23 protein-coding genes and 4 pseudogenes are annotated in these 25120 nt (G+C 61.7%); 9 read left to right on the top strand and 18 right to left on the bottom strand.

All coding sequences use genetic code 11. From position 1 onward, the window contains the following. Positions 1-69: 69 nt before the first annotated feature. The 4 genes and pseudogenes from NKH67_RS27225 to NKH67_RS27210 form a co-directional block, all read right to left on the bottom strand. Positions 70-1161, bottom strand: a complete 1092-nt coding sequence (locus tag NKH67_RS27225; RefSeq protein WP_353032170.1) for an AI-2E family transporter — start codon at positions 1159-1161, stop codon at positions 70-72. Between the two features lie 228 nt (positions 1162-1389). Continuing rightward, positions 1390-1771, bottom strand: a pseudogene (locus tag NKH67_RS27220) (PIN domain-containing protein). Beyond that, entirely contained in the window at positions 1768-2016 is a 249-nt protein-coding gene (locus tag NKH67_RS27215) for a type II toxin-antitoxin system VapB family antitoxin (RefSeq protein ID WP_352934703.1), read from the bottom strand. Before NKH67_RS27215 ends, NKH67_RS27220 begins: the two are co-directional and overlap by 4 nt. A 227-nt stretch (positions 2017-2243) precedes the next feature. Then, positions 2244-3386 carry a Fic family protein gene (locus tag NKH67_RS27210; RefSeq protein WP_353032168.1) on the bottom strand — a complete coding sequence of 381 codons (1143 nt, stop codon included), beginning with the start codon at positions 3384-3386 and terminating at the stop codon, positions 2244-2246. Positions 3387-3590: 204 nt separating this feature from the next. Between NKH67_RS27210 and NKH67_RS27205 the strand changes: the two genes are divergently transcribed. Both NKH67_RS27205 and xth read left to right on the top strand, forming a co-directional pair. Next, the gene (locus NKH67_RS27205) at positions 3591-3821 is read left to right on the top strand and encodes a hypothetical protein (protein ID WP_502893810.1); all 231 of its coding nucleotides are present in this window, start codon (positions 3591-3593) and stop codon (positions 3819-3821) included. A 355-nt stretch (positions 3822-4176) separates the two neighbouring features. After that, positions 4177-4965, top strand: a complete 789-nt coding sequence (gene xth, locus NKH67_RS27200) for an exodeoxyribonuclease III (protein WP_353032166.1) — start codon at positions 4177-4179, stop codon at positions 4963-4965. A 74-nt stretch (positions 4966-5039) separates the two neighbouring features. Here the strand turns inward: xth and ligD are convergent, their stop codons facing one another. Continuing rightward, a complete protein-coding gene (ligD, locus tag NKH67_RS27195) occupies positions 5040-6812 on the bottom strand; it encodes a DNA ligase D (RefSeq protein ID WP_353032164.1) in 1773 nt (590 codons plus the stop codon). Positions 6813-7449: 637 nt separating this feature from the next. Here ligD and NKH67_RS27190 point away from each other — a divergent pair. Then, positions 7450-9378, top strand: a complete 1929-nt coding sequence (locus NKH67_RS27190) for an adenylate/guanylate cyclase domain-containing protein (RefSeq protein WP_353032162.1) — start codon at positions 7450-7452, stop codon at positions 9376-9378. 251 nt (positions 9379-9629) lie between these two features. On the opposite strand, the gene NKH67_RS27185 is transcribed toward NKH67_RS27190, so the two are convergent. The 8 genes from NKH67_RS27185 to NKH67_RS27150 all read right to left on the bottom strand — a co-directional run bounded on the left by NKH67_RS27185 (position 9630) and on the right by NKH67_RS27150 (position 17070). Beyond that, positions 9630-9965: a hypothetical protein gene (locus NKH67_RS27185; protein WP_353032160.1), complete on the bottom strand. Its 336-nt coding sequence runs from the start codon at positions 9963-9965 to the stop codon at positions 9630-9632. Between the two features lie 133 nt (positions 9966-10098). Then, on the bottom strand, positions 10099-11214 hold the full coding sequence (locus NKH67_RS27180) for an ABC transporter substrate-binding protein (protein ID WP_353032158.1): 1116 nt from the start codon (positions 11212-11214) through the stop codon (positions 10099-10101). Positions 11215-11288: 74 nt separating this feature from the next. After that, positions 11289-12224, bottom strand: coding sequence for an SMP-30/gluconolactonase/LRE family protein (locus NKH67_RS27175; protein WP_353032156.1), 936 nt, complete (start codon positions 12222-12224; stop codon positions 11289-11291). Positions 12225-12253: 29 nt separating this feature from the next. Next, the gene (locus tag NKH67_RS27170; RefSeq protein ID WP_352450612.1) at positions 12254-13309 is read right to left on the bottom strand and encodes an ABC transporter permease; all 1056 of its coding nucleotides are present in this window, start codon (positions 13307-13309) and stop codon (positions 12254-12256) included. A 19-nt stretch (positions 13310-13328) separates the two neighbouring features. Next, entirely contained in the window at positions 13329-14870 is a 1542-nt protein-coding gene (locus NKH67_RS27165) for a sugar ABC transporter ATP-binding protein (RefSeq protein ID WP_502893809.1), read from the bottom strand. 37 nt (positions 14871-14907) lie between these two features. Then, positions 14908-15792, bottom strand: a complete 885-nt coding sequence (locus NKH67_RS27160) for an NAD(P)-dependent oxidoreductase (RefSeq protein ID WP_352927192.1) — start codon at positions 15790-15792, stop codon at positions 14908-14910. Next, positions 15789-16364, bottom strand: a complete 576-nt coding sequence (locus NKH67_RS27155; protein WP_352922009.1) for a gluconokinase — start codon at positions 16362-16364, stop codon at positions 15789-15791. The genes NKH67_RS27160 and NKH67_RS27155 overlap by 4 nt, the downstream gene beginning before the upstream one ends. Beyond that, positions 16333-17070 (bottom strand): SDR family oxidoreductase, encoded by a 738-nt coding sequence (locus NKH67_RS27150; protein ID WP_353032222.1) that lies wholly within the window; start codon positions 17068-17070, stop codon positions 16333-16335. The genes NKH67_RS27155 and NKH67_RS27150 overlap by 32 nt, the downstream gene beginning before the upstream one ends. A gap of 172 nt (positions 17071-17242) precedes the next feature. Here NKH67_RS27150 and NKH67_RS27145 point away from each other — a divergent pair, with 172 nt between their 5' ends. Together NKH67_RS27145 and NKH67_RS27140 are read left to right on the top strand one after the other, a co-directional pair. After that, positions 17243-18163 (top strand): 2-hydroxyacid dehydrogenase, encoded by a 921-nt coding sequence (locus NKH67_RS27145; protein WP_353032220.1) that lies wholly within the window; start codon positions 17243-17245, stop codon positions 18161-18163. Positions 18164-18177: 14 nt separating this feature from the next. After that, a complete protein-coding gene (locus NKH67_RS27140; protein ID WP_353032152.1) occupies positions 18178-19209 on the top strand; it encodes an L-idonate 5-dehydrogenase in 1032 nt (343 codons plus the stop codon). 43 nt (positions 19210-19252) lie between these two features. Here NKH67_RS27140 and NKH67_RS27135 read toward each other — a convergent pair. The 4 genes and pseudogenes from NKH67_RS27135 to NKH67_RS27120 all read right to left on the bottom strand — a co-directional run. Beyond that, positions 19253-19564, bottom strand: a pseudogene (locus NKH67_RS27135) (heme-binding protein); the annotation flags it as partial. Between the two features lie 143 nt (positions 19565-19707). After that, complete coding sequence (locus tag NKH67_RS27130) at positions 19708-20751, bottom strand: LacI family DNA-binding transcriptional regulator (RefSeq protein WP_352922012.1); 1044 nt, start codon at positions 20749-20751, stop codon at positions 19708-19710. Between the two features lie 596 nt (positions 20752-21347). Then, positions 21348-21470 (bottom strand): annotated as a pseudogene (locus NKH67_RS27125) (DNA-binding response regulator); the annotation flags it as partial. 6 nt (positions 21471-21476) lie between these two features. Next, positions 21477-22133: a sensor histidine kinase gene (locus NKH67_RS27120; RefSeq protein ID WP_352474885.1), complete on the bottom strand. Its 657-nt coding sequence runs from the start codon at positions 22131-22133 to the stop codon at positions 21477-21479. Between the two features lie 25 nt (positions 22134-22158). Between NKH67_RS27120 and NKH67_RS27115 the strand changes: the two genes are divergently transcribed. The 4 genes and pseudogenes from NKH67_RS27115 to NKH67_RS27100 all read left to right on the top strand — a co-directional run. Further along, positions 22159-22524 carry a hypothetical protein gene (locus NKH67_RS27115; RefSeq protein ID WP_352474899.1) on the top strand — a complete coding sequence of 122 codons (366 nt, stop codon included), beginning with the start codon at positions 22159-22161 and terminating at the stop codon, positions 22522-22524. A gap of 370 nt (positions 22525-22894) precedes the next feature. After that, positions 22895-23197: a BrnT family toxin gene (locus NKH67_RS27110; protein ID WP_352474884.1), complete on the top strand. Its 303-nt coding sequence runs from the start codon at positions 22895-22897 to the stop codon at positions 23195-23197. Next, a complete protein-coding gene (locus NKH67_RS27105; RefSeq protein ID WP_352474883.1) occupies positions 23181-23453 on the top strand; it encodes a BrnA antitoxin family protein in 273 nt (90 codons plus the stop codon). The genes NKH67_RS27110 and NKH67_RS27105 overlap by 17 nt, the downstream gene beginning before the upstream one ends. Before the next feature lie 53 nt (positions 23454-23506). Next, positions 23507-24202 (top strand): annotated as a pseudogene (locus NKH67_RS27100) (ATPase domain-containing protein); the annotation flags it as partial. Here the strand turns inward: NKH67_RS27100 and NKH67_RS27095 are convergent. Further along, on the bottom strand, positions 24203-24745 hold the full coding sequence (locus NKH67_RS27095) for a hypothetical protein (protein ID WP_352474882.1): 543 nt from the start codon (positions 24743-24745) through the stop codon (positions 24203-24205). It abuts the pseudogene before it with no gap. Positions 24746-25120 lie beyond the last annotated feature (375 nt).

Below are 25120 nucleotides of genomic sequence, written 5' to 3'. Positions count from 1 at the left end.
AGATGTCTGCGCAGAGGCTGTTCAGGTTTCGCGCTACCACTCGAAGACCAGCGCCCTTTTCGCGCTTGATCAATCCGTCACGGACTGATGCGGTAGCTCACCAGCGCGCGCCGGCGTCGGCCGGTCGGTCAATCGAGTCTTTAGCACGTCGATGAGGCTGATTGTGATGGCGATCACCGCAGGTCCGAGGACAAGGCCGGATGCTCCGAACAAGACGATGCCGCCGACCGCGCCGATAAAGGCCACCACCGTGTGGAGGCGCAACCGATTCCCGACAAGCATCGGATAGAGCAGATTGTCGATGCCGCCGACGATGACGCCGCCCCAGACGGTCAATATCGCTGCGCTGGCCCAAGCTCCCTCCAGTGCGAGATAGACCGCTGCGGGCACCCAGATCACAAACGCCCCGAGCACGGGCACGATGGCAAGAAGTCCCATGACAAGGCCCCAAAAGACTGGCGTCGGCAGGCCGAGCCACCAGAACATCAGGCCACCCAATGTTCCCTGGACGGCGGCGACGAACACGGTGCCGAGCAGTGTTGCATGGACGGTCTCCGCAAAGCGAGACAAGATGTAGGCTGTCTCCGGAGCGCGCAGGGGCGAAAGGCCCGCGACGGCTTGCAGGCCATGTTGGCGGTCGCGCAGAAAATAGAACAGAAGATAAAATGTCAGGCCGAACATCGCGACTTGATAGATGGAGCCACGCAATAGCGATGTGCTTTGTCCCGTCAGCCATTGCACGAATGCGGCGACTGAGCCGGCCGGATCGAATTGGTTCTCGATCCATTGGGCAATGGCCGAAAGCGTGGGATAGCCAGACATGAAGCCGACTGCGTTCCAACCGCGGATGACCTCCTCCAGATAAGTCGCTCCGTTTACCGCCTCGCGAACGAGCTGTTGTGCGACGAGCGCCAGCGGCAGGCCGACGGCGATCGCCGCGACGCTTACCGATATCAGCGCTGCCAGGTTTCGATTTCCGACCCGTCTCTCAACCCACCGGTGAGCCGGAGACAGAATAATTGCCAGGACGAGCGCCCAGGTCAATGCCGGCAAAAAAGGCCACGCCAGCAGATAACAGACATATAGACCGATCGCCGTCGCTGCCAGGACGCCGAGCAATTTCAATTGTTTCACATCCGCCATCTGTTTCAGATCGGGCATCTCTCGCTGTCTCGCAAGCCCAGCGAGGCTAATGGTTTTCCTGAAGAAAGGCAGGTCGGTTGCCGTACCCTTACGGTCAGGCTGCCGCTGAGGCGCTTCGAGTGACCTTCAGGGGATTTTGACGGCATGCAAATCGAACCTGATATCGCTCGCCTGCGCTTTGACGGCCTTTCAGCCCGTCTGTGACTGGCAGATGGGCTTGAACAACAGCGACGACAGGAAAACGCTTCAGAACTCCCACGGAGCTGTCAGAACGAGTCCTGCCGTCTCGAAGTCAGTCAGATTGCGCGTGGCGAGGCGGCCACCGTTTACTCGAGCGATCGCCGCGATCATGCCATCGGGTGCCGACACGCCGCGTCCCTGGCGAGCAGCAGCACCCATAATTTCCCCATAGACCAGCGCAGCTTTCTTCTGCTGACCGATGATGCGGTCTGCGAAACGCCGGCGCCAGTCGCCAACCCTTCCTCCAGCCGTTCGGCACGTTGATCCGGTCTTATCTTCGCAATCGGTTGGAAGCGCGAGTTGGGCATGGTATCGGATCAGCCAGGCAATGCCTCGTCTGGGGTTCTTTCAACGTTTCGGCAACGACGTTGGTATCGACAAAGATCAAAGCTCGACGCCTCGATTCGGCCGGCGACTCTCACGGATCACCGCCTCAAGGTCGATGTCTGTGCCGGATTGCGCTGAAAGCCGCGGATAAAAGGCAGAAGCAGGCTCACGATCGGCCTCGCGGACCTCGTAAGATTCGAGGGCGCGCTCGACCACCTCCGCAATCGAGCGGTTTTCACGGCGGGCAAGTCGGTGTGCAAGATCGCGCGCCTTGGCGCTGCGGACTGAGAGTTGTGGCTCGGCCATATCGGACTCCTTGGCACCCATTGTATTTCGCCTGCTAGCAAGATGGCTTTTGATGGCTTGATGTCAAAATCGATCTTGCAGGGCGTGTTGCGGCTGCGCTTGACAGCTTGCGACCGAACCCGATGGACTTGGCCAGTGCCGAGCGACAAACGGCATTGACGCATTCTCCGAACCAATCGAGCGGGCCAATCTTGCTTTGGCGCGCGCTGTCGGCTCGCGCTCCTGTTTCAACGATGTCGCCGAGGCGCGCGATCCGGCCCGTCATCCAATCCTGCCAGCGAATAGCTCGTGCTTCGCCCACCGGCTTCATCTCTCACGAGTATCCCTTGCGCCAGAAGATCATTGATATCGCGCAAGGCCGTGTCAGGTGAGGTCTTGGTCAGCACTGCCCATTTCGAGGAGGTGAGCTTGCCTTCGAAGCCGTCCAGGAGCCGATTGACGACTTTGCGCTGGCGTTCGCTTAGAGGTCGTTGGACCATCTCCTCCCAAAAACGGGCCTTTCGCAGCACATTGGCCAAAATCTCCTCGGCCCCGCTGAAGGCGCGGTCGAGGCAGCTTAGAAACCATTGCAGCCAAGGGGTGATGTCGAGACTGCCCTTCTGCGTCCGTTCGAGGATCGCGTAGTAGTCCTTCCGCTCCGCCCGGATTTGCGCGGACATGCTATAGAACCGCTGAGCGCTGCCCTCCGATCGCCCCAACATCATGTCGGCGATCGCGCGGGCGATACGGCCGTTGCCATCCTCGAAGGGATGGATGGTGACGAACCATAGATGGGCGACCCCCGCCTTCAGAACGGGATCAAGCGGCGCGTAACCGTTGAACCAGTCGATGAACGCGGCCATTTCAAGCTCAAGCCGGGCCGCTGCTGGAGCTTCATAGTGGACTTTCTCCCGACCGATGGGACCTGAGACGACCTGCATCGGACCAGAGGCTTCATGCCGCCACGCACCGACGATAATCTTCGTCATGCCGCTGCGACCCGTCGGAAACAGGGCCGCATGCCAGGCGAACAACCGCTCATCCGTAAGTAGCGCCTGATAGTTCTGAGTTGCGTCGAGCATCATCTCGACCACGCCCTCGACATCGCGGTCGACCGGCGCCAGTGCGCCAATATTCATGCCCAGTCGGCGGGCGATGGACGACCGCACCTGTTCCTTGTCGAGAATTTCACCCTCAATTTCGCTGGATTTGAGAACGTCCTCCGTTAGGGTCTGAAGCATCGCCTCGGCACGCAATTCGAAGCCTAGCGCCTCCATCCGCCCCAGCAGCCGGCCCTGCCGATGGCGCACCGTCGCCAGTTGATCGGCAAGGTCCTGGCTGCGCCACTCGAACTGCGGCCAGTTTTCAAGCTCGTAGATATAGGTCGCCATATTCTCCGCACTTTTTGCGTCGAATATGGGCCTCAATCGTCGTATATGCAAGATCATTTGCCGCAATGTATGCGGTGAATAGACCAGCTAAACACCGCATGGTCACGGCTTATTATTCCTCTTGTCGGCTTCTTCTCTCAAAGACCTCCCATCTTGACGCTATATCTCCTCAGGTTATGAGGCATTTTGCGGTTAGGCAGTGAGATGGCACTGGTCCAGTACTCCGACAATGGCTTCTTCGCTCCGCGCACGATTGCCGACGCCTTTCGCACGACGAGCGACGAAGTCGGCCGAACTGCCGGGCTGGGCAAGGATGCCGTCCAGCACAAGCAGCGGGTCCGGTCGGACAAGACCATGGCCGATGTGGTCCACAAGGTCGAGCCGTGCTTCGGTTCAACCCTTCGCAAGATCGCCCACCTTGCCGCTACGAATTGAGAGCTGTGGCTCGGCCATATAGGATTCCTTCGCAGCATTACTTAAACCCACTGGACCCAAGGCGGTCGCCCTCAATCAGCAGTAGACCTGCCCAAGCTCCACCCGTCCGTGCGTTGCGGCCGCCCTAACGCCGGATTGTGCGCGCCGCATCTACCGCTCGCGACTTCGCCTACGACGCTCCCGACGACCAGCTCCTGCGCTCATTGCGCCATCTGGCACGCGGAAAAGCTCGCTGAAACCGCTCGACCGCCATTCTAGAAAGACGACTGACAAGGCCTCCCTTTGGCGGCATGATGCAAGCATCAACATCTGAGCCTTCCATGCTCAAATCGCCGAAGGTAGTTGAGAACTTCGGATGACCCGTATCGCAACTTTTAACGTCAACGGCGTGAACGGTCGCCTGCCCTTGCTCATCAAGTGGCTGGGTCAGACCGACTATGACATCGTGTGCCTTCAAGAACTGAAGACTTCGGACGAGAAATTTCCCGCGGAAGCCGTCAGGAACGCCGGTTATGGCGCGATCTGGCACGGGCAAAAGTCCTACAACGGTGTAGCCATACTCGCACGGGGAAAGGAGCCCCTGGAGCGTCGACGCGGCCTGCCGGGTGACCCTGACGATACTCACAGCCGGTATATCGAGGCAGAGGTGGATGGGATCGTCGTGGGGTGCATCTACCTGCCCAACGGCAATCCAGCTCCCGGCCCGAAATTCGACTACAAGCTCCGCTGGTTCGACCGTCTGATCAGCTACGGCCAGCTACTGCTCAAGGAGGGGATCACAAGCGTTCTGTGCGGCGACTACAACGTCGTGCCAACGCCGATCGATGCGGTGGTGCCGAGACGTTGGACGGGCGACGCAGTCTACTTTCCGGAGAGCAGGCAGGCCTACGCCGAAATGCTAGACAATGGCTGGATGGATGCCGTCCGCTGCATTCATCCGGAGAAAGGCATCTACACGTACTGGAACTTCTCCTACCGAGGCGGTTATGATCGGAGTTCCGGCCTGCGGATGGACCACCTCCTCGTCAGCCCATCACTTTCGAACAGGTTACGTGACGCGGGCGTGGACGCTGACCTGCGAGGCTGGGAAAAGCCGAGTGATCATGTGCCCGCCTGGATAGAGATCGACCCGTCCGGCAATTAGTTGACATGATCGAATGTTCGGCGGAATCGCCGGGCGTCTTCGCCCACTGCTAATAGAATGCGCTGCGAGATTGCTCACGCTGCTTTTCTAGCAGCCGCCCTAAACGGACGGTCAATGCTGAACGCATCCGGACGGATGGCTGCCTCCACCTGGCTCCAGGTCACGGGACGGGCGATTGGGAAGCCGGGTCGCGCTCGTGGGGAGAAGGCGCCGACCGCCGTGTTGCCGCGCCCATTGCGAAGGTAGTCGATGAAGATGCGGCCCTTTCGGGCTGCCGGCGCAGCGGAGAGCAGATAGCGATCAGGATGAGCTTCAGCGAGGCGCTTGGCGAACGATCGAGCAAGGAGCCGGGCATTGTCGTGCGTGATCTTCGTCTCAAGTGGGGCCATCAGGTGAATGCCCTTGCCGCCCGTCACCTTCGGCCAGCTCTGCAGACCTTCCGCTTCCATGATGTCGCGGAGCGTTAGCGCGGTCTCGATCACTTCATCCCACTCGACCCCCTCGCCCGGATCAAGGTCCAGAACAACCCGGTCGGCATGTTCGATGTCGTCAACAGTAGCGTTCCAGGGATGCAGCTCTACCGCATCCATCTTGACCAGCCCCAGCAAGCCGGCAAGGTCGTCCACCCACACGCGCACACCTTCGCCACCCTCGCGCTTCTGAACGCGCATCTGATGCACTGCTGCGGGGATCTTCGGCAGCGCGCCCTTGTGGTAGAAGGTTGCCCCGAGAGCATGGCGGACCAGCTTCAGCGGTCGGTGGCCGAGATGGACGAGTGCGTAATCGGCAACCCTCTGCCAGTAGCGCGCAAGCTCTTCCTTGGAGGGCGAGACCGCGTCGGGCAGCAGTTGCAGGATGTTCTCGCTGGGAACGCCATATTCCTGGGCTGGTCCACGTCGCTTTGATGGCGCCGGAGGCTTGGCCGGGATCGCCACGAGGTCTTCTCGCAGACCCTTGAATACTGCCTCGCGCAACACGCCGCGATCAGTGACGCCGCTGAACTGTACCTCGGCCAGCACCTCTGGTCTGACCCACGTCGCCTTCGGCTTCACGATGGGCTCTGACAGAGGCGACTTGCTGATGATCAGCGGGTCGAGCCGCTCTCGAACCAGTTGAGCAACGCTCAAGGTGTAGCCGCTGCGGGCCTTCCCGGCATAGAGCAGTCGGTCGCCCTCGCGGCGACCGATGTAGAGGGATGCGATGCGGCGCGGGTGAGCGCCCAGCTTCTCGACAAATGCCACGATGGGGAAAGTGTCGCTCTTGATGCACTTCACCTTGAGCCAACTGGTCTGGATCCCTGAGCGGTAGGTGGCATCGGTGCGCTTGGAGACGATGCCCTCCAACCCCATGCGGCAGGCATGTTCAAACACGTCCGTGCCGCCCAACTCCAGATGTTCGGCGTAGGTCAATGTCGGGGCTGAGTTCTTCAGCAGCTTCTCTAGGGCTGCCTTACGCCTTACCAGCGGCTGCTGCCGCAGATCGCGCCCGTTGAGGTGCAGCAGGTCGAATGCGCAGAAGATGAGCCTCGGCGAGTCTGGGTTGCCCAACTCCCGTTCCAACGCTTGGTAGTCCGGCAGGCCAGTGTCGCCGAGAACGACAGCCTCCCCGTCGATGATCGCCGCCTTCACCGGCAAGCCCGCCGCCGCTTGAACAATTCGTCGGTATCGGTGCGACCAGTCGTAGCCACGGCGCGTGAAGGCTCTCGCTTTGCCGCCCTCAATGATCAGTTCGGTGCGGTAGCCGTCGTACTTGATCTCATGAAGCCATTCGCCGCCCTCGGGCGCATTCTCGACCAGCGTCGGCGACTGGAACTCAATGAAAGAAAGCCCGTCTGTGGCGTTACGCATGCACCCTCCGACGGCGACTCAAGACGCAGAGCAGCAATAGGTTCCGGGGCATTTTAGCGAAATTGTATGTTGGGGCAGTTTATGGTTCCGTTGGAATTAGCATCAATTATCAAGCCGCGCACATAGCAAGGACTGGCGCGAGCTGGAGGCGGATTTGCTATGGCTCGATCTGCCGCCAGCCAAAATGCAATGACAATAGCCAACGCTTGGGAGGCGTGCGTGGCGCGGATCGTAGTCGCACCGCAATTGCACCGCCGTGGCGTCGTAGTCGAGGTGTCGGGGTCCGCCGAGCCTCCCTGCACCATCCTGATCTGATGTGCGTCCTGACATGGACTCTCCTTCCATGGCTGCATCGGGGCAAGCGGCAATTTCTGTCCTCACCAAAGGTCCGCTTTGTGAATAGCCGTTCATTGCGGCTGCCATGGATGAGCAACGGTCGGGTGGAAGCCTCACATTGCTGCGATCGATCTGAACCGGAACGGGCGCGCCATGAGCAGAAATTGAGAAACATCTTCCGAAGTGGACATTCGGGTGATGCGCTGGGCACGGAAGCAAGGAGGCTCGTGCATTCGGGGCGCGCCCTCTTTAAAGCCGTCACGGGGCTTGCAATTCGGTGGCGCATTGCGACACTTGTTGCATGAGCACGTCCGCACAACCAGTGCGTCTGGCCCGCCCCGAAAAGAAGCGGCGTCGCATCCCTATTGCGGTCATCATGGCGTTGAGTTTTGGCAGCCTCATATTCCTGTCGGTCGGGGGCGTGCTCGCGTTGTCGGTCGGCGCCAATTTTCGCAACACGTTCGACTTGCTCGGCGCTCAGTCGACACTCCTGATCGATGCGATGGAGGACTCGCTGCGCGCAGAGATGGGGGACGCCGAGAACGCGGTCGACGGCATCGCGCAGCTGTATGCCCAGGGCGAGTTCCAGATCGACGACGAGGCGATGTCTGCAGCCGTTGCCGGTGCTCTGGCTACCGCCTCGGGGGTCGAGGCGATGCTGATCTGCACCCCCGACCTGGTCTGCCGTGGCGCCGCGCGCTCAGTCGAAAACAACGTTGCAACGGGCGCCATCGAGCATTTTCCGGCCAAGCCCGAGAAGTCGCCCCAAGTCCGCGCCGCCCTCGAACAACGCAGACGGGTCGGCGGCAGGCAATGGGGGGCATTCGTAGCCAACGAGTTCGGCCTGTACGCGCATGTCTCAGTGCCGCTGGCACGTGATGGCGTGACGCAGGCCTGGGTGATCGCGGCGGTCGAATTGCAGAAACTGTCCGATATCACGCGGGAGCTATCATCGCGATTTGGCACGCATGCCTTCATTCTCGACGGCGAAGACCGCGTGCTCGCCGACCAAAGGCTGGCCGATCCCGACGCTCTGAAGAACGGCGTCCTGCCGCTTACGCCGCTGGCCACGTATGGCGATCCGGTATTGGCCGCCTATAGCGCGCGGAAGGTAGAGCGGGATTTCGACACGCGCCGCGCCCGCGACATAGAAATCGCCGAGATCGACCGCAGCGTGGACAATGCGTCCGAGTGGAGCGGCGACGCCACCTACATCGCCATCACCCGCAAGATCGCAGGCTATGGCAACGAGCCCTGGACGCTCGGCGCGTATTTCGAGACCAGTCAGATCAGCAAGGAGATCGAGCGCGTGTTGGGATCGGCCCTGCTCGGTCTTGGGGCGATGGCCGTGGCGGTCATCGTCGCGATCCTGCTTGGCAGCCGCCTGTCGCGACCGATCCAGGCGATCGCCGGCCAGGCCATGCGCGTTGCCGATTTCGATCTCGACGGCGTGACTCCGCTGCCGCGCAGCAGGGTTCTGGAGTTGGACAACCAGGCTTCGGCCTTCAACGCCATGCTGATCGGTCTGCGTGCATTCTCGACCTATATTCCGCGCTCGCTGGTGGCCAAGCTGGTGCGCACCGGAGAGGTCGGCATCGCCGAACCGCGCGAAGCGGTCGTCACCGTCATGTTTACCGACATCGTCGGGTTCACCACGCTGTCGGAGCAGATGGACGCCGCAGCCGCGGCCAGGCTGCTGAACCACCACTTCGAGATCCTGTGCGGCGCGGTCGATGCACATGGCGGTACGGTCGACAAGTTCCTGGGCGACGGCATGCTGGCGTTCTTCGGCGCGCCGGATCGTCTGAAGGGCCATGCCGCCGCGGCCGTCCGCGCCGCCGCGGCGATCCGCGAGGAGCTGGACAAGGACAATCTGGAAGCGGCTGGCGAAGGCCGGCCTCCGCTTCATGTCCGCATCGGCATCCACACAGGCTCCGTCATCGTCGGCAATATCGGCGCATCCGATCGCGTGAACTACACAATCGTCGGCGACACCGTGAACATCAGCCAGCGGCTTCAGGAACTCGGCAAGTTGCTCGCACCAGATGCCGCGACCGCCATCGCCATTTCCGGCGAGACTGTTTCGCGGCTCGACGAAAAGTTCGAAACGATCACGGCGGGCAAGCACAGGTTGCGCGGGCGCGGCGAAGCGACGGAAGTCTTTCAGCTTCGCAAAGTCGCGACGTCAGCACCGCCCCGTATGGACGTTCGCCACGCCCAAGCAGGCTAGGGCCATGCCGCTTCCATGCCGTTGATCGGCGGCTTGGAGAAGCCGGCGCGAATGCTGATTCCGGCTAATGTCGACTTCCAAAAAGAGAATTCGGCTCCGCAAGGTCTCGAAAGGGTCATCGGCGTGAATTCGTCCTGCGCGAACGACCTTCCCCTCGGGGTCGCTCAAAGACTCCCATCTTGCGGACCAACCTCACCAAGGCGTCTGGGCTTTAACGTCGGCGATTGTCGTGTGGCGCTTTTTTGATCATCCTATCGAGCGGTTGGAAACTCGTTGGCCTCGAAAACATGGTGATGCACACGGCCGGTGAACATCTTGAGCAGCTCTCCAGTCGCATCGCGGCTCTGAAAGCGAACGTCGGACTGCAGCGCCTTGTTGCAGGCGTCCATGTCGTGATAACGGATGGCGAGCGCCATGGCATAGACGGGGGCGCCCTCATCCCGTGCCGTGCCATCCAGAACGCGCACCTCCTCGGCTCCAGGAAATTGCGTCCACAACGGCACTAGCCTTTCCCTGACAAAGCGCCGGAATTCGCTCTCGCGTCCGGGGTGGATTTCGCCTTCGAACAGGGCGTAGCGAATGATCATGGCGAGGATTTCCTGATTTTCTGCGCTTGGGATGGCCGCCGGCCGGCAAGGGCAGGTCGCGGTGCAATTCGTGGATTTGTCGTGCGAATGCGATGCGGGCGCATCGCGTATTGCGCCCGCATCGCCGGGCGTCCTACTTGCCCCAGATCTTCTTGTATGCGTCGCGGTAGCCATTGCCGGGGTCGAATGCGTTATTCGGCCCACCGTCGAACTCGACATTGTCGGCCGTCACCACATGCAGCGGCGACAGATAGCCCGACCATTTTTCGCCAGCGATGGCGCGGTTCAGCTCGTCGACCAATTGCCAGCCCTGCAAGTTGAGCGGTTCGGCGACGGTCACCTTCTGGAACTGACCGGCGCGAATGCGCTGATAGGCCGATTCCGAACCATCGCCGGCGGCGACATTGATCGGCGCGTCGGTACCGGCTTTGCCGGCGGCGGCAAGTGAGGGTCCCATGAAGTCGAAATAGAGATCGTTGATCGCCAGCGAATGCGTCCAGGCATCGCCGTATTTCTGCAGCAGCGAAGTGGTCAGCTGCGGCATGCGCTGCGAAGTCTCGGCGATCGGCGTGTCGACATATTCGAGCACCTTGCCGCCCAACCGCTCGATCTCCGCCTTCATCTTGTCGGCTTTGGCGATGGCGATGGCGTAGGTCGAATCGGTGAAGATAACGACGCCGGGCTTGCCCTTGGCATCGGCGTAGGCCCAGTCGGCCGCGGCCGTGGAGACTTGCATGGCATCCGTCGACACGTTGGCGAACACGCCGCTTTTCTCGTCGGGCCCGATCACCGGTCCGGCATGCCAGGAGACCAACGGGATACCTGCGACCTTGGCCTGTTCCAGCGCCGGCGCCTGCTCGACCGCGTCAAAACCGTTGATGACGATGCCATTCGGCTTCAACGCCATGGCTTGGCCGAAGGCAGCGGTGCGGCCGCCGATCGAGCCGGCGCCGTCAATCACCTTGACCTCCCAGCCTATCGCCTTGGCTGCTTCCTCGACGCCGTTGGTGACGCCCAGGATGCCGCCGTTCTTGAGGTCGCCGGCGAGCACGACGATCGTCTTGCCTTGCTGCGCCTTCGGACCGGTGGTCGGGCCATCCCAGGCCGTGACCTTCTGCGCATATTTCTGGACGACCGCCATGGCGTCGGCTGTGGCGTCCGCCCGTGCCTGGCCGGCGAACAGGACAGGAGCAGCGATTGTCATGGCCGTCAAGGCGACGGATGATTTCAGGAATGTTCTGCGTTGCATGTTGGTACCTCCCTTGGTTTCAAGAAATTGCATGGTCTTTCAAAACTCGGCTTTCGATTGGAGTTGACGACATGTCACCGGCTGATGTCGCCCGCCACCGGACCAACGCCGGCCGGATGTGCGTTGACGTAGATGGCGTAAAGGGATGTCTGCGCAGTGATGTAGAGGCGGTTGCGCTTGGGACCGCCGAAACAGACATTGGAAACGAGCTCGGGAACCAGGATACGGCCGATCAGGGTTCCGTCCGGCGCATGGACGCGCACCGAGTCGGCGCTGGAGGCCCAGATGTTGCCGTCGCGATCGACGCGAAAACCATCGAAGAGGCCTGCCCCGCACTCGGCGAAGATGCCGCCTGCGCGCGCCGACCGGCCATCGGCGGCAAGGTCATAGGCCTTGATCGCGCGCGGCAGGCCGGGCACATGGCTGGCGCCGCTGTCCGACACGTAGAGGATCGTCTCGTCGGGCGAAAAAGCCAGGCCGTTCGGCTGCACCATGTCGGTGACAACGGCGCTCACCTCGCCCGAAAGCTCATCGAACCGGTAGACATGGGAGCCGCCGATCTCCGCTCTGGCGATCTTGCCCTCGTAGTGGCTTTGGATGCCGTAGACCGGGTCGGTGAACCAGATCGTACCGTCGGATTTGACCACCACGTCATTGGGTGAATTGAACCGCTTGCCTGCAACGGTTTCGACAAGCGTCTGCCAACGCCCGTCATGCTCGAGCCGGGAGACACGGCGCCCGCCATGCTCGCAAGCAACGACGCGGCCTTCGCGGTCGAGTGTGTGGCCGTTCTGGTAATTACAATGGGCCTCGAAGATGCTGACGGAACCATCGCTTTCGTCGTAGCGCAGCAGCCGATCGTTCGGGATGTCCGACCACAGCAAATGCCTTGCGGCCGGGACGTACACCGGTCCTTCCGCCCAACGGCTACCGGTCCATAGCCGTTCGAGCTTGGCATGCCCGATCATCAGCTTGCCGAACCGATCGTCGAGAACCTCGTAGTCGTTCATTCCATGATCCACGGGTTTGGCTCGATTTGTCACTTCGAGGGCTGCGCGACGGTCTTGGTCCGGTTTCTTTGCGCTGCGCCGCGCTTGCGCTGGGCGTAGCCGGCTATGCCTATGGCGACGAGCAGCGTGACGCCGTTGAACAATGGCTCGACGAAGAACGAGCCGCCGAACTGCTGGATACCGGAAATGCCGACCGCCAGGATGATGACGCCCGTCATCGTGCCCCAGACGTTGACTCGTCCAGGCTTGATCGTGGTCGAGCCGAGAAAGGCGCCGACGAGAGCCGGCAGCAGATACTCCAGTCCGACGCTGGCTTGGCCAATGCGAAGCTTGGAGGCGAGCAACACTCCTGTCAGCGCCGTCAGGAAGCCCGAGGAGATGAACGCCCCAATGACGAAGCGGCGCACCGGAATGCCATTGAGAGCAGCCGCCTTCGGGTTGGCGCCGATGGCATAAACGTAGCGGCCGATCGGCAGATATTCGAGAATGATCCACAGTGCGACGGCGATGCCAAGCACGTAGAGGCCGGTGATCGGCAGCCCGAACACCATCGTGCCGTTGAGCGCGTAGAAGCCGTTGGGCAACACGCCGACAACCTGCCGGCCGCCAGTGTGCCAAAGCGCCAAGGAATAGAGCACGGTGCCGGTGCCCAGCGTGGCGATGAAAGAGTCGATGCGGGCGACTTCGACCAGCAGGCCGTTGAGGAAGCCGGTCGCGGCGCCGAGAACCAGCACTATCATCACTGCCAGCGGCCACGGAATGCCGAACATGGTCTGCAGACTGATGGCCAGGATGTGCCACAGCACAATGCCGTAGCCGACGGTGAGGTCGATGCGTCCCGACGCCATCGGGATCATCGCCGCCAGCGACAACAGCGCAATAATCGCCTTGTCGGAGATGATCGAGCGCAGGTTAAGCAGCGTCGGGAACGTGTTCGGCAGCAGGATCGAAAACAACAGGATCAGCAACACCGTCAGGATAACCAGCCCGTAGACCGGCAGCAGCCGGATGACCTTCTGCCCCATGGACAAATCAGCCATCTCGCCGCGGGTCGGTTCGAGGGCGCTGGATTCGATCGATTGCATGAGTTCGCTCCCAGAAAGATCAGGCGGCTTCGGAAGCCGATGCCGCGGTGATCACGGCCGATGTGGTGAGGTCTTTGCCGGTGAGTTCGCGAACGATCTGTCCTCGCGAAAACACCAAAGCGCGGTGGCAGATGTGGGCAATCTCCTCGAAATCAGTCGACACCACGACGACGGCGAGGCCGGCTTCAAGCGCGCGGCCGATCAGCCGATAAATCTCTGCCTTGGCGCCGACATCGACGCCGGCGGTCGGATCCTCGGCGATCAGCAATGTACGGCCGGTGTGGAGCCAGCGCCCGACGACCACCTTTTGCTGGTTGCCACCCGACAGCGCCTCTATCGGCAGGTTCGGATCGTTGGGGCGCAGCCCGACGGAACTGCCGATCGCCTGCGCCAGCGCAGCCTCCCTGTGAGGCGCAAGGAAGGAAAACAGGCCGCGCTTGCCGGCGCCGGGATTGAGGAAACTGTTCTCACGGATCGACAAGGATCCAGCGATTGATTCTTCGGTCCTGTCACGCGCGATCAGGCCGATGCCGGACGACATCGCCGCGATCGGGCTGGACAGGTCCGGCACAGCCCCGCGGATCGTCACCGTGCCGGAAAAGGCCTGGCAGCCAAACAGCGCCCGGCCAACCAGTTCCTGCCCGGCGCCGCGCAGGCCGACCAGGCCGAGCAACTCACCCTTGCGCACGTCGAAAGACACCGGGCCGGCACCGGCGCAGACCAGGTCGCGGACAGCACAGATCGTCTCGCCGGCCTGCGTTTGAGCCTTGCTGAAAACCTGGCTGACCGGACGGCCGACGATCATCTCGACCAGTTCGTCCGGTTTTGTGTCGGCGACTTTCTTCTCGCCGACCAGCCTGCCGTCGCGCAGCACGGCGACGCGATCGGCGATGCGGAAAATTTCATCGAGGCGATGCGAGACATAGATCATGCCGACGCCGCGCTGCTTGAGCGGACGGATGGCGTCGAACAGCCGCTCGACCTCGTCGGCGGGAAGGCTGGCGGTCGGCTCGTCGAGCACCAGCACATCGGCCTCGGTAGCCAAGGCGCGAGCGATGGCGACCAGCGACTTTTCTGTACGGGTCAGATCCTGGACCCGTGTCGTCGGGTCGAAGTCACAGCCGACCAGCTTGAGAGCCTCATGCGCCCTCGCCTCGGTCGATCGCCAGTCGATGAGCCCGGAGCGCAGCGAAAAGCCTTGGGCCAGGCCGACATTCTCGCCGACCGTCATCCATTCGATAAGACCGAGATCCTGGTGAATGAAGGCGACGGGCTGGCGCTGGTTCGGCCGCGGCGGGCGATGATGGTAGGGCTCGCCGCGAAACAGGATTTGGCCGCCATCCGGCCGATAGATGCCGGCGAGCGTCTTGATCAGCGTCGACTTGCCGGCGCCATTCTCGCCGAGCAGCGCCAGGATCTCGCCCTTGTGCAGATCAAGCGTCACGTCGGAGAGCGCGCGGGTGCCGCCGAACTCCTTCGTAATTGACTTGAACTCGATCAGTTTTTGCTCGGTCACAATGCGTTCCTCCCGAGATCGCCCAAATGATGTTATCGATAACATTTCTAGGCGTCAAGCATCAAAGAATAAGGCCAACGGATCAGCTGGTCTTGCCGTCGAGCAGACGCATCATCTCGGCCGAATCGTTCGGCCCCAATCCAGCGGCGCAGAGCAGGCGATGGATCTCGACCACCTGCCCGGTCATCGGCATCGGCGTCTTGGTTTTCAGCGCGAAGGCCTGCAGCGAATCCAGATCCTTCAGCATGTTGTCGATGCGGCCGGTCGCCGAAAAATCCCGGGCAGCGAATTTTGCCATGAATTCCTGCATGATGCTGGAATCGGCCCGCCCGCCCTTGAGTGCCGCGGGGATTGCCTTCGGGTCTACGCCGCCGGCTTCGGCAAGCTTCACGGCTTCGGCGACAGCCTGGAACAGTACGGCGCAGAACAGCTGGTTGATCAGCTTTGTCGTCTGCCCCGCCCCACTCGGCCCCATCAGTGTGTAGTTGGTGCAGAGATGCCGCATCACCGTGCGCGCCTGTTCGAAGTCTTCAGCCTCGCCACCCGCCATGACTGTCAGCCTGCCGGCCAGCGCGCCGGGAACGCCGCCCGAAAGCGGGCAGTCGAGCCATTTCATGCCGGTCTCGGCTGACAGCTTCCTGGCCATCTGCGCGGTGTCGACGGGATCGATCGACGACATGTCGATCAGCAGCTTTTCCGACGACGCCGCAGCCGCGACACCACCATCGCCAAACACCACCGAACGCACGATATCGGCATGGTTGAGACTGAGGACGACGAAGCTGCTCGCCCGCGTTGCTTCCGCCGCCGACGCGGCGGCAACCGCACCCCTTGCAGTCAGCGCGGCGACCTTGGCCTTGTCCAGATCGAACACCGTCACGGCTTGCCCGGTCTCGATCAGGCGGGTGGCGATCGCCGACCCCATGATGCCGGCGCCGACAACGGCGACTTTTGCTGGTTGCGTCATTTCAACGTGCCTTTCTTTGATCTGGCAGGGCCGACCCCAAATGTACCCAGACCCTGCAACACTCTATCGGCAATCGTGTCGACAGGCGCCTCGATGTCCACTGTGACCACCAGCTTCTCGTCACCTGGATGCTCCAGTGTGGCGAACTGGCTGTCGAGCAGCGCCGGCGGAAAGAAGTGGCTGCGGCGCTCGGCGAGCCTGGCTTGCAACACCGCACGTGAACCGTCCAAAAATACGAAAAGCACGGGCCCAATGGCACCATCGCGAAGACGATCGCGATACGATTTCTTCAGCGCCGAGCAACTCGCGACGAGCCCGCGTCCTTCCTCATGGGCATGGCGCAAGGCTGAGCCCAACAGGTCCAGCCAAGGCCAACGATCCTCGTCGGCAAGCGGTATGCCCGCCGACATTTTCTCGACATTCCCGCGGGGGTGCAGCGCGTCGCCTTCGACAAAAGCGAGCCCTAGACGAGCCGCGATCGCGATGCCAATGCTGGTCTTGCCGCAGCCGCTGACACCCATCACGACGATGGACCAGGACTCAGAGGCAGGTTGTGATGCCGCCATCGACATAGAGCGTGTGTCCATTGACAAAGGACGAGGCCGGTGCAGCCAGAAAGATCGCCGCGCCGACCAGTTCGCCGACATCGCCCCAACGACCCGCCGGTGTGCGGTTGGTCAGCCAGGCTGAAAACTCGGGATTGTCGACCAGCGCCTGGTTGAGCGGCGTCTTGAAGTAACCGGGCGCAATGGAATTGATCTGCAAGCCGTGCTTCGCCCAATCGGCACACATGCCGCGCGTCAGGTTGCGCACAGCGCCTTTCGTGGCTGTATAGGGGGCGATGTTCGTTCGGGCCAGTTCGCTCTGCACCGAGGCGATATTGATGATCTTGCCGCGCCGCCGCGGGATCATGTGCCGCGCCACCGCTTGTCCCACGAAGAACACGCTGGAGATGTTGGTGCGCAAGAGTTCCTCCCATTTGTCGGCGGGGAAATCCTCGAGCGGCATTCGGAACTGCATGCCGGCATTGTTGATAAGAATATCGATGGCGCCGATCGTCGCCTCGATATCCGCGACGCCGTTCGCCACCGCTGCATGATTGGTGACGTCGAAGACGGCGCTATGGACCTTGTATCCCTTCGCTGTCAGTGCATCCGCAGCTGTTTTGACCTTTTCGGCGCTGCGTCCGTTGAGCACGATTTCGGCGCCGTGCTGCGCCAACCCCTCGGCCAGCGCCAGGCCGATCCCCTGTCCCGAGCCGGTGACCAGCGCCCGCATGCCGGTCAAATCGAATAATGAACTGCCCAAATGCTCCTCCTGAGCAATGTTTCCTGAGCGGCCACGATTTCCAACGCACTGCCGCCAGTCCCTATTGACATGAATGTTATCGATAACATAGTCAATGGAAAAATGAGTTCGCACAGGAGACGACGCCGTGACCGACATTTTGATGACAGGTCCCTATCCCGATTGGGACATGGGAGATCTTGAGGCGAAATATCGCGTCCACAAACTTTGGCAGTCCGAGGACAAGGACGCGTTGCTCTCAAGCCACGCCGGCGCGATCCGCGCCATAGCTACGCGCGGCGAGCTTGGCGCAAGTGCTGCGCTGATGAGAAAGCTGCCGCAGCTCGAAATCGTTTCCTGCTATGGCGTCGGCACCGACGCCATCGACCTTGCCTATGCCAGTGCGAACGGCATTCGTGTCACCAATACACCTGATGTTCTAACCGAGGACGTAGCCGATATCGGGATCGGGCTGCTGCTCGCCGTGGCGCGAAAAATCCCGCAGGCCGACGCCTATGTACGCGATGGAAGCTGGCGCAAGGGCAATATGGGGCTGGTCACGCGTGTCTGTGGAAAAAGGCTGGGCATTGTCGGCATGGGCCGCGTCGGTGCGGCGGTGGCGAAGCGCGCCGCTGCATTCGACTGCACGATTTCCTATTTCGACAACCGCAAGCGCGACGATCTTCCTTATACTTTTGTCGGCGATCTGGTCGAACTGGCGCGCGAGAGCGAATTTCTGATCGTAACGCTCGCCGGCGGCGAAAGCACAAAACACATGATTAATGCGTCGATCCTGGCAGCGCTTGGAGCAGACGGTATCGTCATAAATATTTCGCGCGGCAGCACGATCGACGAGACCGCGTTGCTCGCGGCCCTGGAATCCAGTGCCATCAAGGGTGCCGGGCTCGACGTGTTCTGGAACGAGCCAACCATCGACGAGCGCTTCCTGAAGCTTACCAACGTCGTGCTGCAACCGCACCACGCCAGCGGCACGGTGGAAACCCGCAAGGCCATGGGTCAGCTCGTTCGCGATAATCTCGCGGCCCACTTCGGCGGACAGACCTTGCTCACACCGGTCGTCTGAGAAGGGATCACATCATGAAGTCGATCGTCATCCACGCGGCAAAAGACCTGCGGATTGAGGAGACCGATCCGGGCTCCCCTGGCGCCGGACAGGTCGAGATCGCGGTCGAGGCTGGCGGCATCTGCGGCTCGGACCTGCATTATTACAACCATGGCGGCTTCGGCGCGATCCGCCTTCGTGAACCCATGATTCTTGGCCATGAGGTTGCGGGCACGGTGCGGGCCCTCGGCGACGGCATCTCCACACTTGCGGTCGGCGATCGCGTGGCGATCTCGCCCAGCCGAGCCTGCAATGCCTGTCGCTACTGCCTGCAAGGCATGCAGAACCAGTGCCTCGACATGCGCTTCTATGGCAGCGCCATGCCGATGCCGCACATCCAGGGCGCCTTCCGCCAGCGCCTGATCGCCGAGGCGTGGCAGTGCCACAGAATAGCCGACCACATCTCCATCAACGAAGCCGCTTTCGCCGAGCCCTTCGCGGTGACGCTGCATGCCATGAACCGCGCCGGCTCGCTGCTCGGCAAGCGGGTTCTGGTCACCGGCTGCGGGCCGATCGGCGCGCTTTGCATCCTCGCCGCACGAGCCCACGGCGCACGCGAGATCGTCGCCACCGATGTCATGGAGGGCGTGCTGGCGAAGGCCCTGGAGATCGGTGCCGACCGGACGATCAATGTCGCGACAAACAGCGAAGAGCTCGCCGCCTACAATGTCGACAAGGGTAGTTTCGACATGATGTTCGAGGCCTCCGGCAATGAACGCGCGGTGCGTGCAGGGCTCGATGTCCTGAAGCCACGCGGCGTGCTCGTGCAGCTCGGTCTCGGCGGCGATCTGTCAATCCCGCAGAACCTCATCGTCGCGAAAGAGATCGAGATGCGGGGCACTTTCCGTTTCCACGAGGAGTTTGCGCTCGCCGTCGACCTGATCAATCGCCGCCGGGTGGATGTCAAACCGCTACTGACGGGCATCTATCCTCTCGACGAGGCGGTCGCGGCTTTCGACATCGCCGGTGACCGGAACAAATCCATGAAGGTTCAGATCGCGTTCTGAAGATCCTTCGGTTGCGCTGGAGGCGCATCGGCACATCGCATGAAATCACGTCGGCGCCAACCGCCGCCAAGGCGGCGTGTGCCACATCGAAATCCTGCTCGCCGGTTCCCGACCCGACGCCGATGCCGCCCGCAAGGCGTCCGCCGAAGCGGATCGGCAAGCCCTCGGGCAAATTGGTCACGCCGCCCTGCGATGCGATACCGGCTGAGAGCGCCGCTTCGAACGCCATGCCGCCAGTAGCGGCGTTTATTGACGCTGCGGTGCGCGCCTTCGCCTGTGCCGAACGCATGCTGAGGAACCGCGCGCCATCCATGCGCAGACTGGCGAGGACTTCGCCGCTCGCATCGACGACCACGAGACATTACGGCACGCCCATCGTAACGGCGCGCGCTGCTCCGGCTGCAACGGCTTTCAAAGCACCGTCATGCGTGAGGGTGATGGTCTCGCGAAACATCGCTGCTGGGCTGCCCTTCGCTGCGTTTGAATCGATGCAGGAACTCAGGTGCTTTCGCGCTCGACGACGCGATAGCTTGTGAGGACGATTTCTTCGCCGTGTCGTTTCTCGTCGCCTCGGATCACCTGGATCAATCTGCGGGCGGCCTGTTGCCCGATGCCGTAGCAGTCGACATTCACGGTGGTGATGCCGGGATGGCAAAAGGCGGCTACCTCGTAGTCGCCGAAGCCGGCAATGGCGATGTCCTGCGGGATCCGCATGCCCCGGCGCTTGCATTCCATCAGTGCGCCGAAGGCCGAAAGGTCCGAAACGCAGAGTACGGCTTGCGTGTCCGGCCAGCGCTCCAGCATGCTGACGACGGCCTGGCCTCCCTGCTCGATGGATATCGGCGGCACGCCAAAGGAAACGAGGCGCCCAGTTGGCAGGCCGAGTTCCTCAATGGCTCTGACAAAGCCTTCGCGCCGTTGGCTGCCGCGCGTGTCGCGCGAGGTCGTGCCACCGATGTAACCGAATTTATTGTAGCCTTTTCTGGCCAGCGTCTTGACGAGAAGCCCCATCGCCTCTTCGTTGGAGAATCCGACCACCTGATCGATGGGTTTCGCCGGCAACTCCCAGGTTTCGACTACAGGGATACCCGCGTTTTTAAGAAGCCGGCGGGCGCGCTCCGTATGGGCGCCGCCGGTCAGAATGATGCCTTCGGGCCGCCGACGGAGCATCGCTTCGATCAGCTTTTCCTCCTTCTCGACCGTATAGTCGGTGTAGCCGAGCAGAAGCTGGAGTCCCGTGCTCTCCAGTTCATCCGTTATGCCGCGCGCCGTATCGGCGAAGTTGGAATTGTTGAGTGATGGAACCATCGCGGCAACAAATCCAGTCTTGCGCGAGGACAGGCTGCCGGCCGATTGGTCGAGCACGTAGCCGAGGTCGTTGACCGCGACCATGATCTTTTCCCGCGTGGCCTTGGAAACGAGGCTGCCCTCTTTCAGGGCGCGTGAAACCGTCATGGTGGACACACCTGCCCGCCGCGCCACGTCGACCATCGTCGGGGCGTGGCTCTCGCCCGGTCTCGATGAGGCTGCCTTGGCCATCATGCCGCTCCACCAGCCGGCAGCGATGTGCCCAAGCAAAACGCTGGACACTCGGGCACAAGGTCTCTGCGGCGTCCGGCATCGCTCATGAACCACCCGTTGGAATCAACTTCACGCAAGGTATGTTATCGATACCATATCAAAAGACAACAGCCACATACGGCCCAAGCGTAAACATGGTCATGAGCACCGGTTTGGGCCGCGATCACACTTTGGCTCTACTGCCGACGACGATTGCCGAATGAGGTCCGCCCGACAGGACCGGACACCGTTTCTTCGATGCCTGCCGGGCGTGGGTGCGCCAGCTCTGTCAGCCAGCCCATAGCGAGCAAGTCGACGGTGTAGGCGACGGGATCAGGAGCAGCAGGGCAGGAACGCCCGCCATTGGGATGCCGGCACCACACGATAGACCGCCTTCATGTAGTTGGCGCTCCCGAGCAGATAGATCGCCGGTCCGCCAGTGAGGATCAGGACTTAGGTTAGGCCGTCTTGAGCGGATCATGGGAATGCGCCAGCACCAGATCGTTGCCGACGGCGGCGGCGATGACCTCGCCGACCAGGATCCCGCGGGCATAACGAGGCCTATCTGCCGAATTGTCGGAGGTTAGGAACTCTTCCGCCGAGGAGAACGACTTCGCGTTGAAACCGAACGCTCTAAGCAGGTCTGGCAGGGACTCGCGCACGGATTCATCGTCGTCGACGACAGACACGAGTGGTTGCACAACTTTTCATCGAATCCCCGCTGAACTCTGCGCATTGCCCATAGCCGATGCGCGCACGGTGCCGACCTCGCGAAGCCCTTCCCCGAAGTACTCCGGGATGGAGAATGAGAACGTAGCACCCGGGCCACGGTTCCGTTCAGCCCACAGGCGTCCGTTATGGCTCTCTATGATGGTGCGGCTGACGGACAACCCGATCCCCATGCCCTCGCTCTTGGTTGTATAGAACGCCTCGAAGAGGCGCGCCGTTCCTTCCGGCCCGAAACCAACGCCGGCGTCCTGTACGGAGAGGTGCACGTGATCGTCCAATTCGGTTCTGATCACCAGCTGCTTCGGGCGGTCATCGACGCCGCTCATCGCATCGGAAGCGTTCCGCAGCAGGTTTATGATTACCTGTTGAAGCTGGACCCGGTCACCGCCGACCGGCGGAAGCCCGTCGGCGAACTCGGTGTGCAGCACCACCCGGTTTCGTTGAAGATCGCCGGACGACAGTGCAATCACCTCTCGCGCAGCCTCGTTCAGATCAATTGGTTCGATCGTTGGGGACCGTTTGCTGAAAAGCGCGCGCAATCGTGCAATCACGTCCGCCGCACGATTGCCGTCGCGGATGGTGCGGCGCGCGGTTTCTTGCGCGACCTCGATGTTTGGCGGGTCGGCCGCCAGCATGCGAAGGCACGTGCTGGCATTGGTAATGAGGCTGATTGACCTCATGCGCGATCGAGCCCGTTATTGCGCCGAGGCTCATTATCCTCGTGAGGTGGGCGAGTTCCGACCTAAGTTTGTCGTGCGCCTGCGCCAACAGCCGGCTTTGTGTCACGTCCTGAACCGCGCCAACGCATTCCAGTCGACCGGTATCGTGCTTTATCACGCGGCCGAATACTCTGACGTGTTTAATCCTGCCATCAGCCATGAGAAGCCTGATGTCGTATTCGGGATTGTCCCGACCGGAGCGCACCCGACGGGCGGCTGCACGATGCCAACAGCCTTGATCGTCGCCAGCAGCAGGGGGCCTGCGGGCTGGACTTGGAACGGCGCGCCTTGTCGGGATTGTCCTTGAGCGAGCGCGGATCAACGAATTTCAGTTCCATTGGAATGCTCCTGGAGGGTTGCGGACGCGGCCTTTTCACCGGTCCTTTCTCGTCTTCTTTCCGAAGACATCACCCGGCCCGCGGAGCGGGCGGGCCGGTGCAACTGCCTGGTGAGCTTCCCTGCCCGGCAGGCCAAGCGGGGCTTTCAGCCCTGCGCCGGACGACGCGGCCGGGATTGCGAGGCTGGCGGTTGAGCGTCAGCGCCACCGGTCCGACCGATCAGCGAGCGGGTTTTCCTTGCCCCCCATTTTCCTCTCCCCACGCTGTCCAAATCTGCTGGGCGGAGCGCTCACGCCTGACGGAGCTTGAAACCCGTGTATATTATGGCAATATACACTGATGATCGAATGGGAACGGATTGCCGGCTTCGACTGGGATGCGGGCAACGCCCGCAAGAGCATCGACAAGCACGACGTCAGCCAGGCCGAGGCGGAACAGGTGTTCTTCAACGAGCCGTTGCTGACCGTTCCCGACGCAAAGCACAGCGCCATCGAGCAACGAATTCATGCTCTGGGGCGCACCGATGATGGAAGGCTGCTGCACATCACCTTCACGCTTCGGGACAAGGACACCAAGATCCGGGTGATTTCCGCCCGGGATATGAGCCGCAAGGAGCGAGGCTACTATGACCAAGACAGCTAAGCCGGTTCCGACCTTTGCATCGGAGGCCGAGGAGCGCGCCTTCTGGGAGTCCAACGACTCCAGTGAGCATGTCGATTGGAGCAAGGCAGAGCGGGTCCGCCTGCCCAACCTCAAGCCGTCGTCGACCTCGATCTCGTTGCGGCTGCCCAATAGCCTGCTCGAACGGATCAAGGTCGCGGCGAACAAGCGCGACGTGCCCTATCAGTCCCTTATCAAGACCTGGCTGTCCGAGAAGATTGACGCCTCTCGAGGCTAAGGAGGCCGGCCTTAAGCCGCCTCTACCTCTCCCGGGTAACGAGCGGCAATGCCGATCTTGACAGGATGACGAGCGGGGGCTTCTTCCGCGACAGCGTTACGCTGGTCAGCGGCGCGACCGGCACCGGCAAGACGCTGCTGGTGACCAATTTCCTGGCCGGTGGCGTCGCGGCCGGCGAACGCTCCTTACTGGTTGGCTACGAAGAAAGCCGCGGTCAGCTCATTCGCAACGCGCGCAGTTGGGGTGTCGATTTCGAGACGATGGAAGCGGAAGGCGGGCTCAAGGTCGTGTGTCTCTGTCCGGAGGCGCAAAGCCTTCCCGACCATCTGCTGATGATCCGTCAATTGGTCGAGGAATTCAAACCGGATCGGCTTGCCATCGACAGCTTTTCCGCGCTCGAACGCATTGCGCCGGAGACCGGCTTTCGCGAGTTCCTGATCAGCCTCACATCCTTCGTCAAGAAACGGGAAATCGCTGGACTTTGCACCGCGACGGACAAGTCGCTGGTCGGCGGCCATTCGGCGAGCGAACAGCACATCTCGACGCTGACCGACTCCATCATCCTTTTGCGCTACATTCAGAAAGCACAGTTCATGCATCGCGGCCTCATGGTGCTGAAGATGCGCGGCAGCGAACACGACAAGCAGATCAGACGCTTCACGATCGATGGCGGCGGAATGCATCTCGGCCAGCCGATAGAGGGCGCGCCGGATGTCTTCGGCGGTTCCGCGACGAACGATCCGTCATAGTCATACCTGTGAGGAGGCCAGAATGATGACGCGGAGCGCGGCGGAAATTTCCGACCTGACCGATGATCCGCAGCTGACCAGCATCAGCCAGCTCAGTTTCCGTCTCCTGATCGAGAACACGGCCGACGGTGTCCTCGTCGTCGATCTTTCGGGAGCGGTTCTCTTCGCATCGCAGCCGGCATCGTTCATGACTTCAACAATCTGATCGCCGTCTTCGAATCCGGCCTCCGGCAGTTGACAAAGCAGCTTGCGGAGAATCCCGCCGATCCGAAAATCGGTACGCTGATCGAGGAGATGCTGAAGCGCACGCGAAATGGCGGCGCGCTGACGCAGCAGTTGCTCGCCTTCTCCCGGCGTCAGTCCCTGGAGCCCGAAAAGGTCGATCTCAACCAACATATTGGATCGCTCACCGCTCTGCTGGAGCGGACCCTCGGCCGCGACATCAGGATCGAGCGTCATCTCGATCCAGCGCTCGGTCCGGTTCTCATCGACGCCAATCAGCTCGACGTCGCCATTCTCAACCTGGCGGTCAACGCCAGGCAACTCGCCCGCAACGAAAGGGTTCCATCAGGACGTCGGAATATTTAGTATAATTTCTGAGCGGGAGATCGCATAACTGGCTCGCGCGAAGACCCCCCGTGTCACGTTTGCCGCAGCATTATCCTCGCTCCTTGAACTGAAGATTTGTGTCGGTCTGGCGTCGGCGTTGCACATCGTGAACGTTGGAATGCTTCTGTCCAATGTTTGCTCACGCTGTGATGCCGATAGGGCAGGCTCTTGCGGCAGCGTGCCGCAAGGCCGCGACGAATGAAACGCCGGCCCAGTTCAACCCGCGCGACGTCGTTCAAAGCTGGGGGGATCGATCTCCATCAAGCGGTCTGCGGCCTCGACCGCAGTTCGTATCCTGCTGCACAGCGC

It is taken from the genome of Mesorhizobium sp. M0968 (genome assembly GCF_040319065.1).
GTDB lineage: Bacteria > Pseudomonadota > Alphaproteobacteria > Rhizobiales > Rhizobiaceae > Mesorhizobium.
This window is presented reverse-complemented; position numbering and strand designations above follow the sequence as displayed.

What these genes read in the sequence shown, in the direction of transcription:
- NKH67_RS27225 (WP_353032170.1), bottom strand. Translation starts at nt 1,161, where the DNA reads ATGCCCGATCTGAAACAGATGGCGGATGTGAAACAATTGAAATTGCTC.
- NKH67_RS27215 (WP_352934703.1), bottom strand. Translation starts at nt 2,016, where the DNA reads ATGGCCGAGCCACAACTCTCAGTCCGCAGCGCCAAGGCGCGCGATCTT.
- NKH67_RS27210 (WP_353032168.1), bottom strand. Translation starts at nt 3,386, where the DNA reads ATGGCGACCTATATCTACGAGCTTGAAAACTGGCCGCAGTTCGAGTGG.
- NKH67_RS27205 (WP_502893810.1), top strand. Translation starts at nt 3,591, where the DNA reads ATGGCACTGGTCCAGTACTCCGACAATGGCTTCTTCGCTCCGCGCACG.
- xth (WP_353032166.1), top strand. Translation starts at nt 4,177, where the DNA reads ATGACCCGTATCGCAACTTTTAACGTCAACGGCGTGAACGGTCGCCTG.
- ligD (WP_353032164.1), bottom strand. Translation starts at nt 6,812, where the DNA reads ATGCGTAACGCCACAGACGGGCTTTCTTTCATTGAGTTCCAGTCGCCG.
- NKH67_RS27190 (WP_353032162.1), top strand. Translation starts at nt 7,450, where the DNA reads ATGAGCACGTCCGCACAACCAGTGCGTCTGGCCCGCCCCGAAAAGAAG.
- NKH67_RS27185 (WP_353032160.1), bottom strand. Translation starts at nt 9,965, where the DNA reads ATGATCATTCGCTACGCCCTGTTCGAAGGCGAAATCCACCCCGGACGC.
- NKH67_RS27180 (WP_353032158.1), bottom strand. Translation starts at nt 11,214, where the DNA reads ATGCAACGCAGAACATTCCTGAAATCATCCGTCGCCTTGACGGCCATG.
- NKH67_RS27175 (WP_353032156.1), bottom strand. Translation starts at nt 12,224, where the DNA reads ATGAACGACTACGAGGTTCTCGACGATCGGTTCGGCAAGCTGATGATC.
- NKH67_RS27170 (WP_352450612.1), bottom strand. Translation starts at nt 13,309, where the DNA reads ATGCAATCGATCGAATCCAGCGCCCTCGAACCGACCCGCGGCGAGATG.
- NKH67_RS27165 (WP_502893809.1), bottom strand. Translation starts at nt 14,870, where the DNA reads ATGTTATCGATAACATCATTTGGGCGATCTCGGGAGGAACGCATTGTG.
- NKH67_RS27160 (WP_352927192.1), bottom strand. Translation starts at nt 15,792, where the DNA reads ATGACGCAACCAGCAAAAGTCGCCGTTGTCGGCGCCGGCATCATGGGG.
- NKH67_RS27155 (WP_352922009.1), bottom strand. Translation starts at nt 16,364, where the DNA reads ATGTCGATGGCGGCATCACAACCTGCCTCTGAGTCCTGGTCCATCGTC.
- NKH67_RS27150 (WP_353032222.1), bottom strand. Translation starts at nt 17,070, where the DNA reads ATGCGGGCGCTGGTCACCGGCTCGGGACAGGGGATCGGCCTGGCGCTG.
- NKH67_RS27145 (WP_353032220.1), top strand. Translation starts at nt 17,243, where the DNA reads ATGACAGGTCCCTATCCCGATTGGGACATGGGAGATCTTGAGGCGAAA.
- NKH67_RS27140 (WP_353032152.1), top strand. Translation starts at nt 18,178, where the DNA reads ATGAAGTCGATCGTCATCCACGCGGCAAAAGACCTGCGGATTGAGGAG.
- NKH67_RS27130 (WP_352922012.1), bottom strand. Translation starts at nt 20,751, where the DNA reads ATGATGGCCAAGGCAGCCTCATCGAGACCGGGCGAGAGCCACGCCCCG.
- NKH67_RS27120 (WP_352474885.1), bottom strand. Translation starts at nt 22,133, where the DNA reads ATGCTGGCGGCCGACCCGCCAAACATCGAGGTCGCGCAAGAAACCGCG.
- NKH67_RS27115 (WP_352474899.1), top strand. Translation starts at nt 22,159, where the DNA reads ATGAGGCTGATTGACCTCATGCGCGATCGAGCCCGTTATTGCGCCGAG.
- NKH67_RS27110 (WP_352474884.1), top strand. Translation starts at nt 22,895, where the DNA reads ATGATCGAATGGGAACGGATTGCCGGCTTCGACTGGGATGCGGGCAAC.
- NKH67_RS27105 (WP_352474883.1), top strand. Translation starts at nt 23,181, where the DNA reads ATGACCAAGACAGCTAAGCCGGTTCCGACCTTTGCATCGGAGGCCGAG.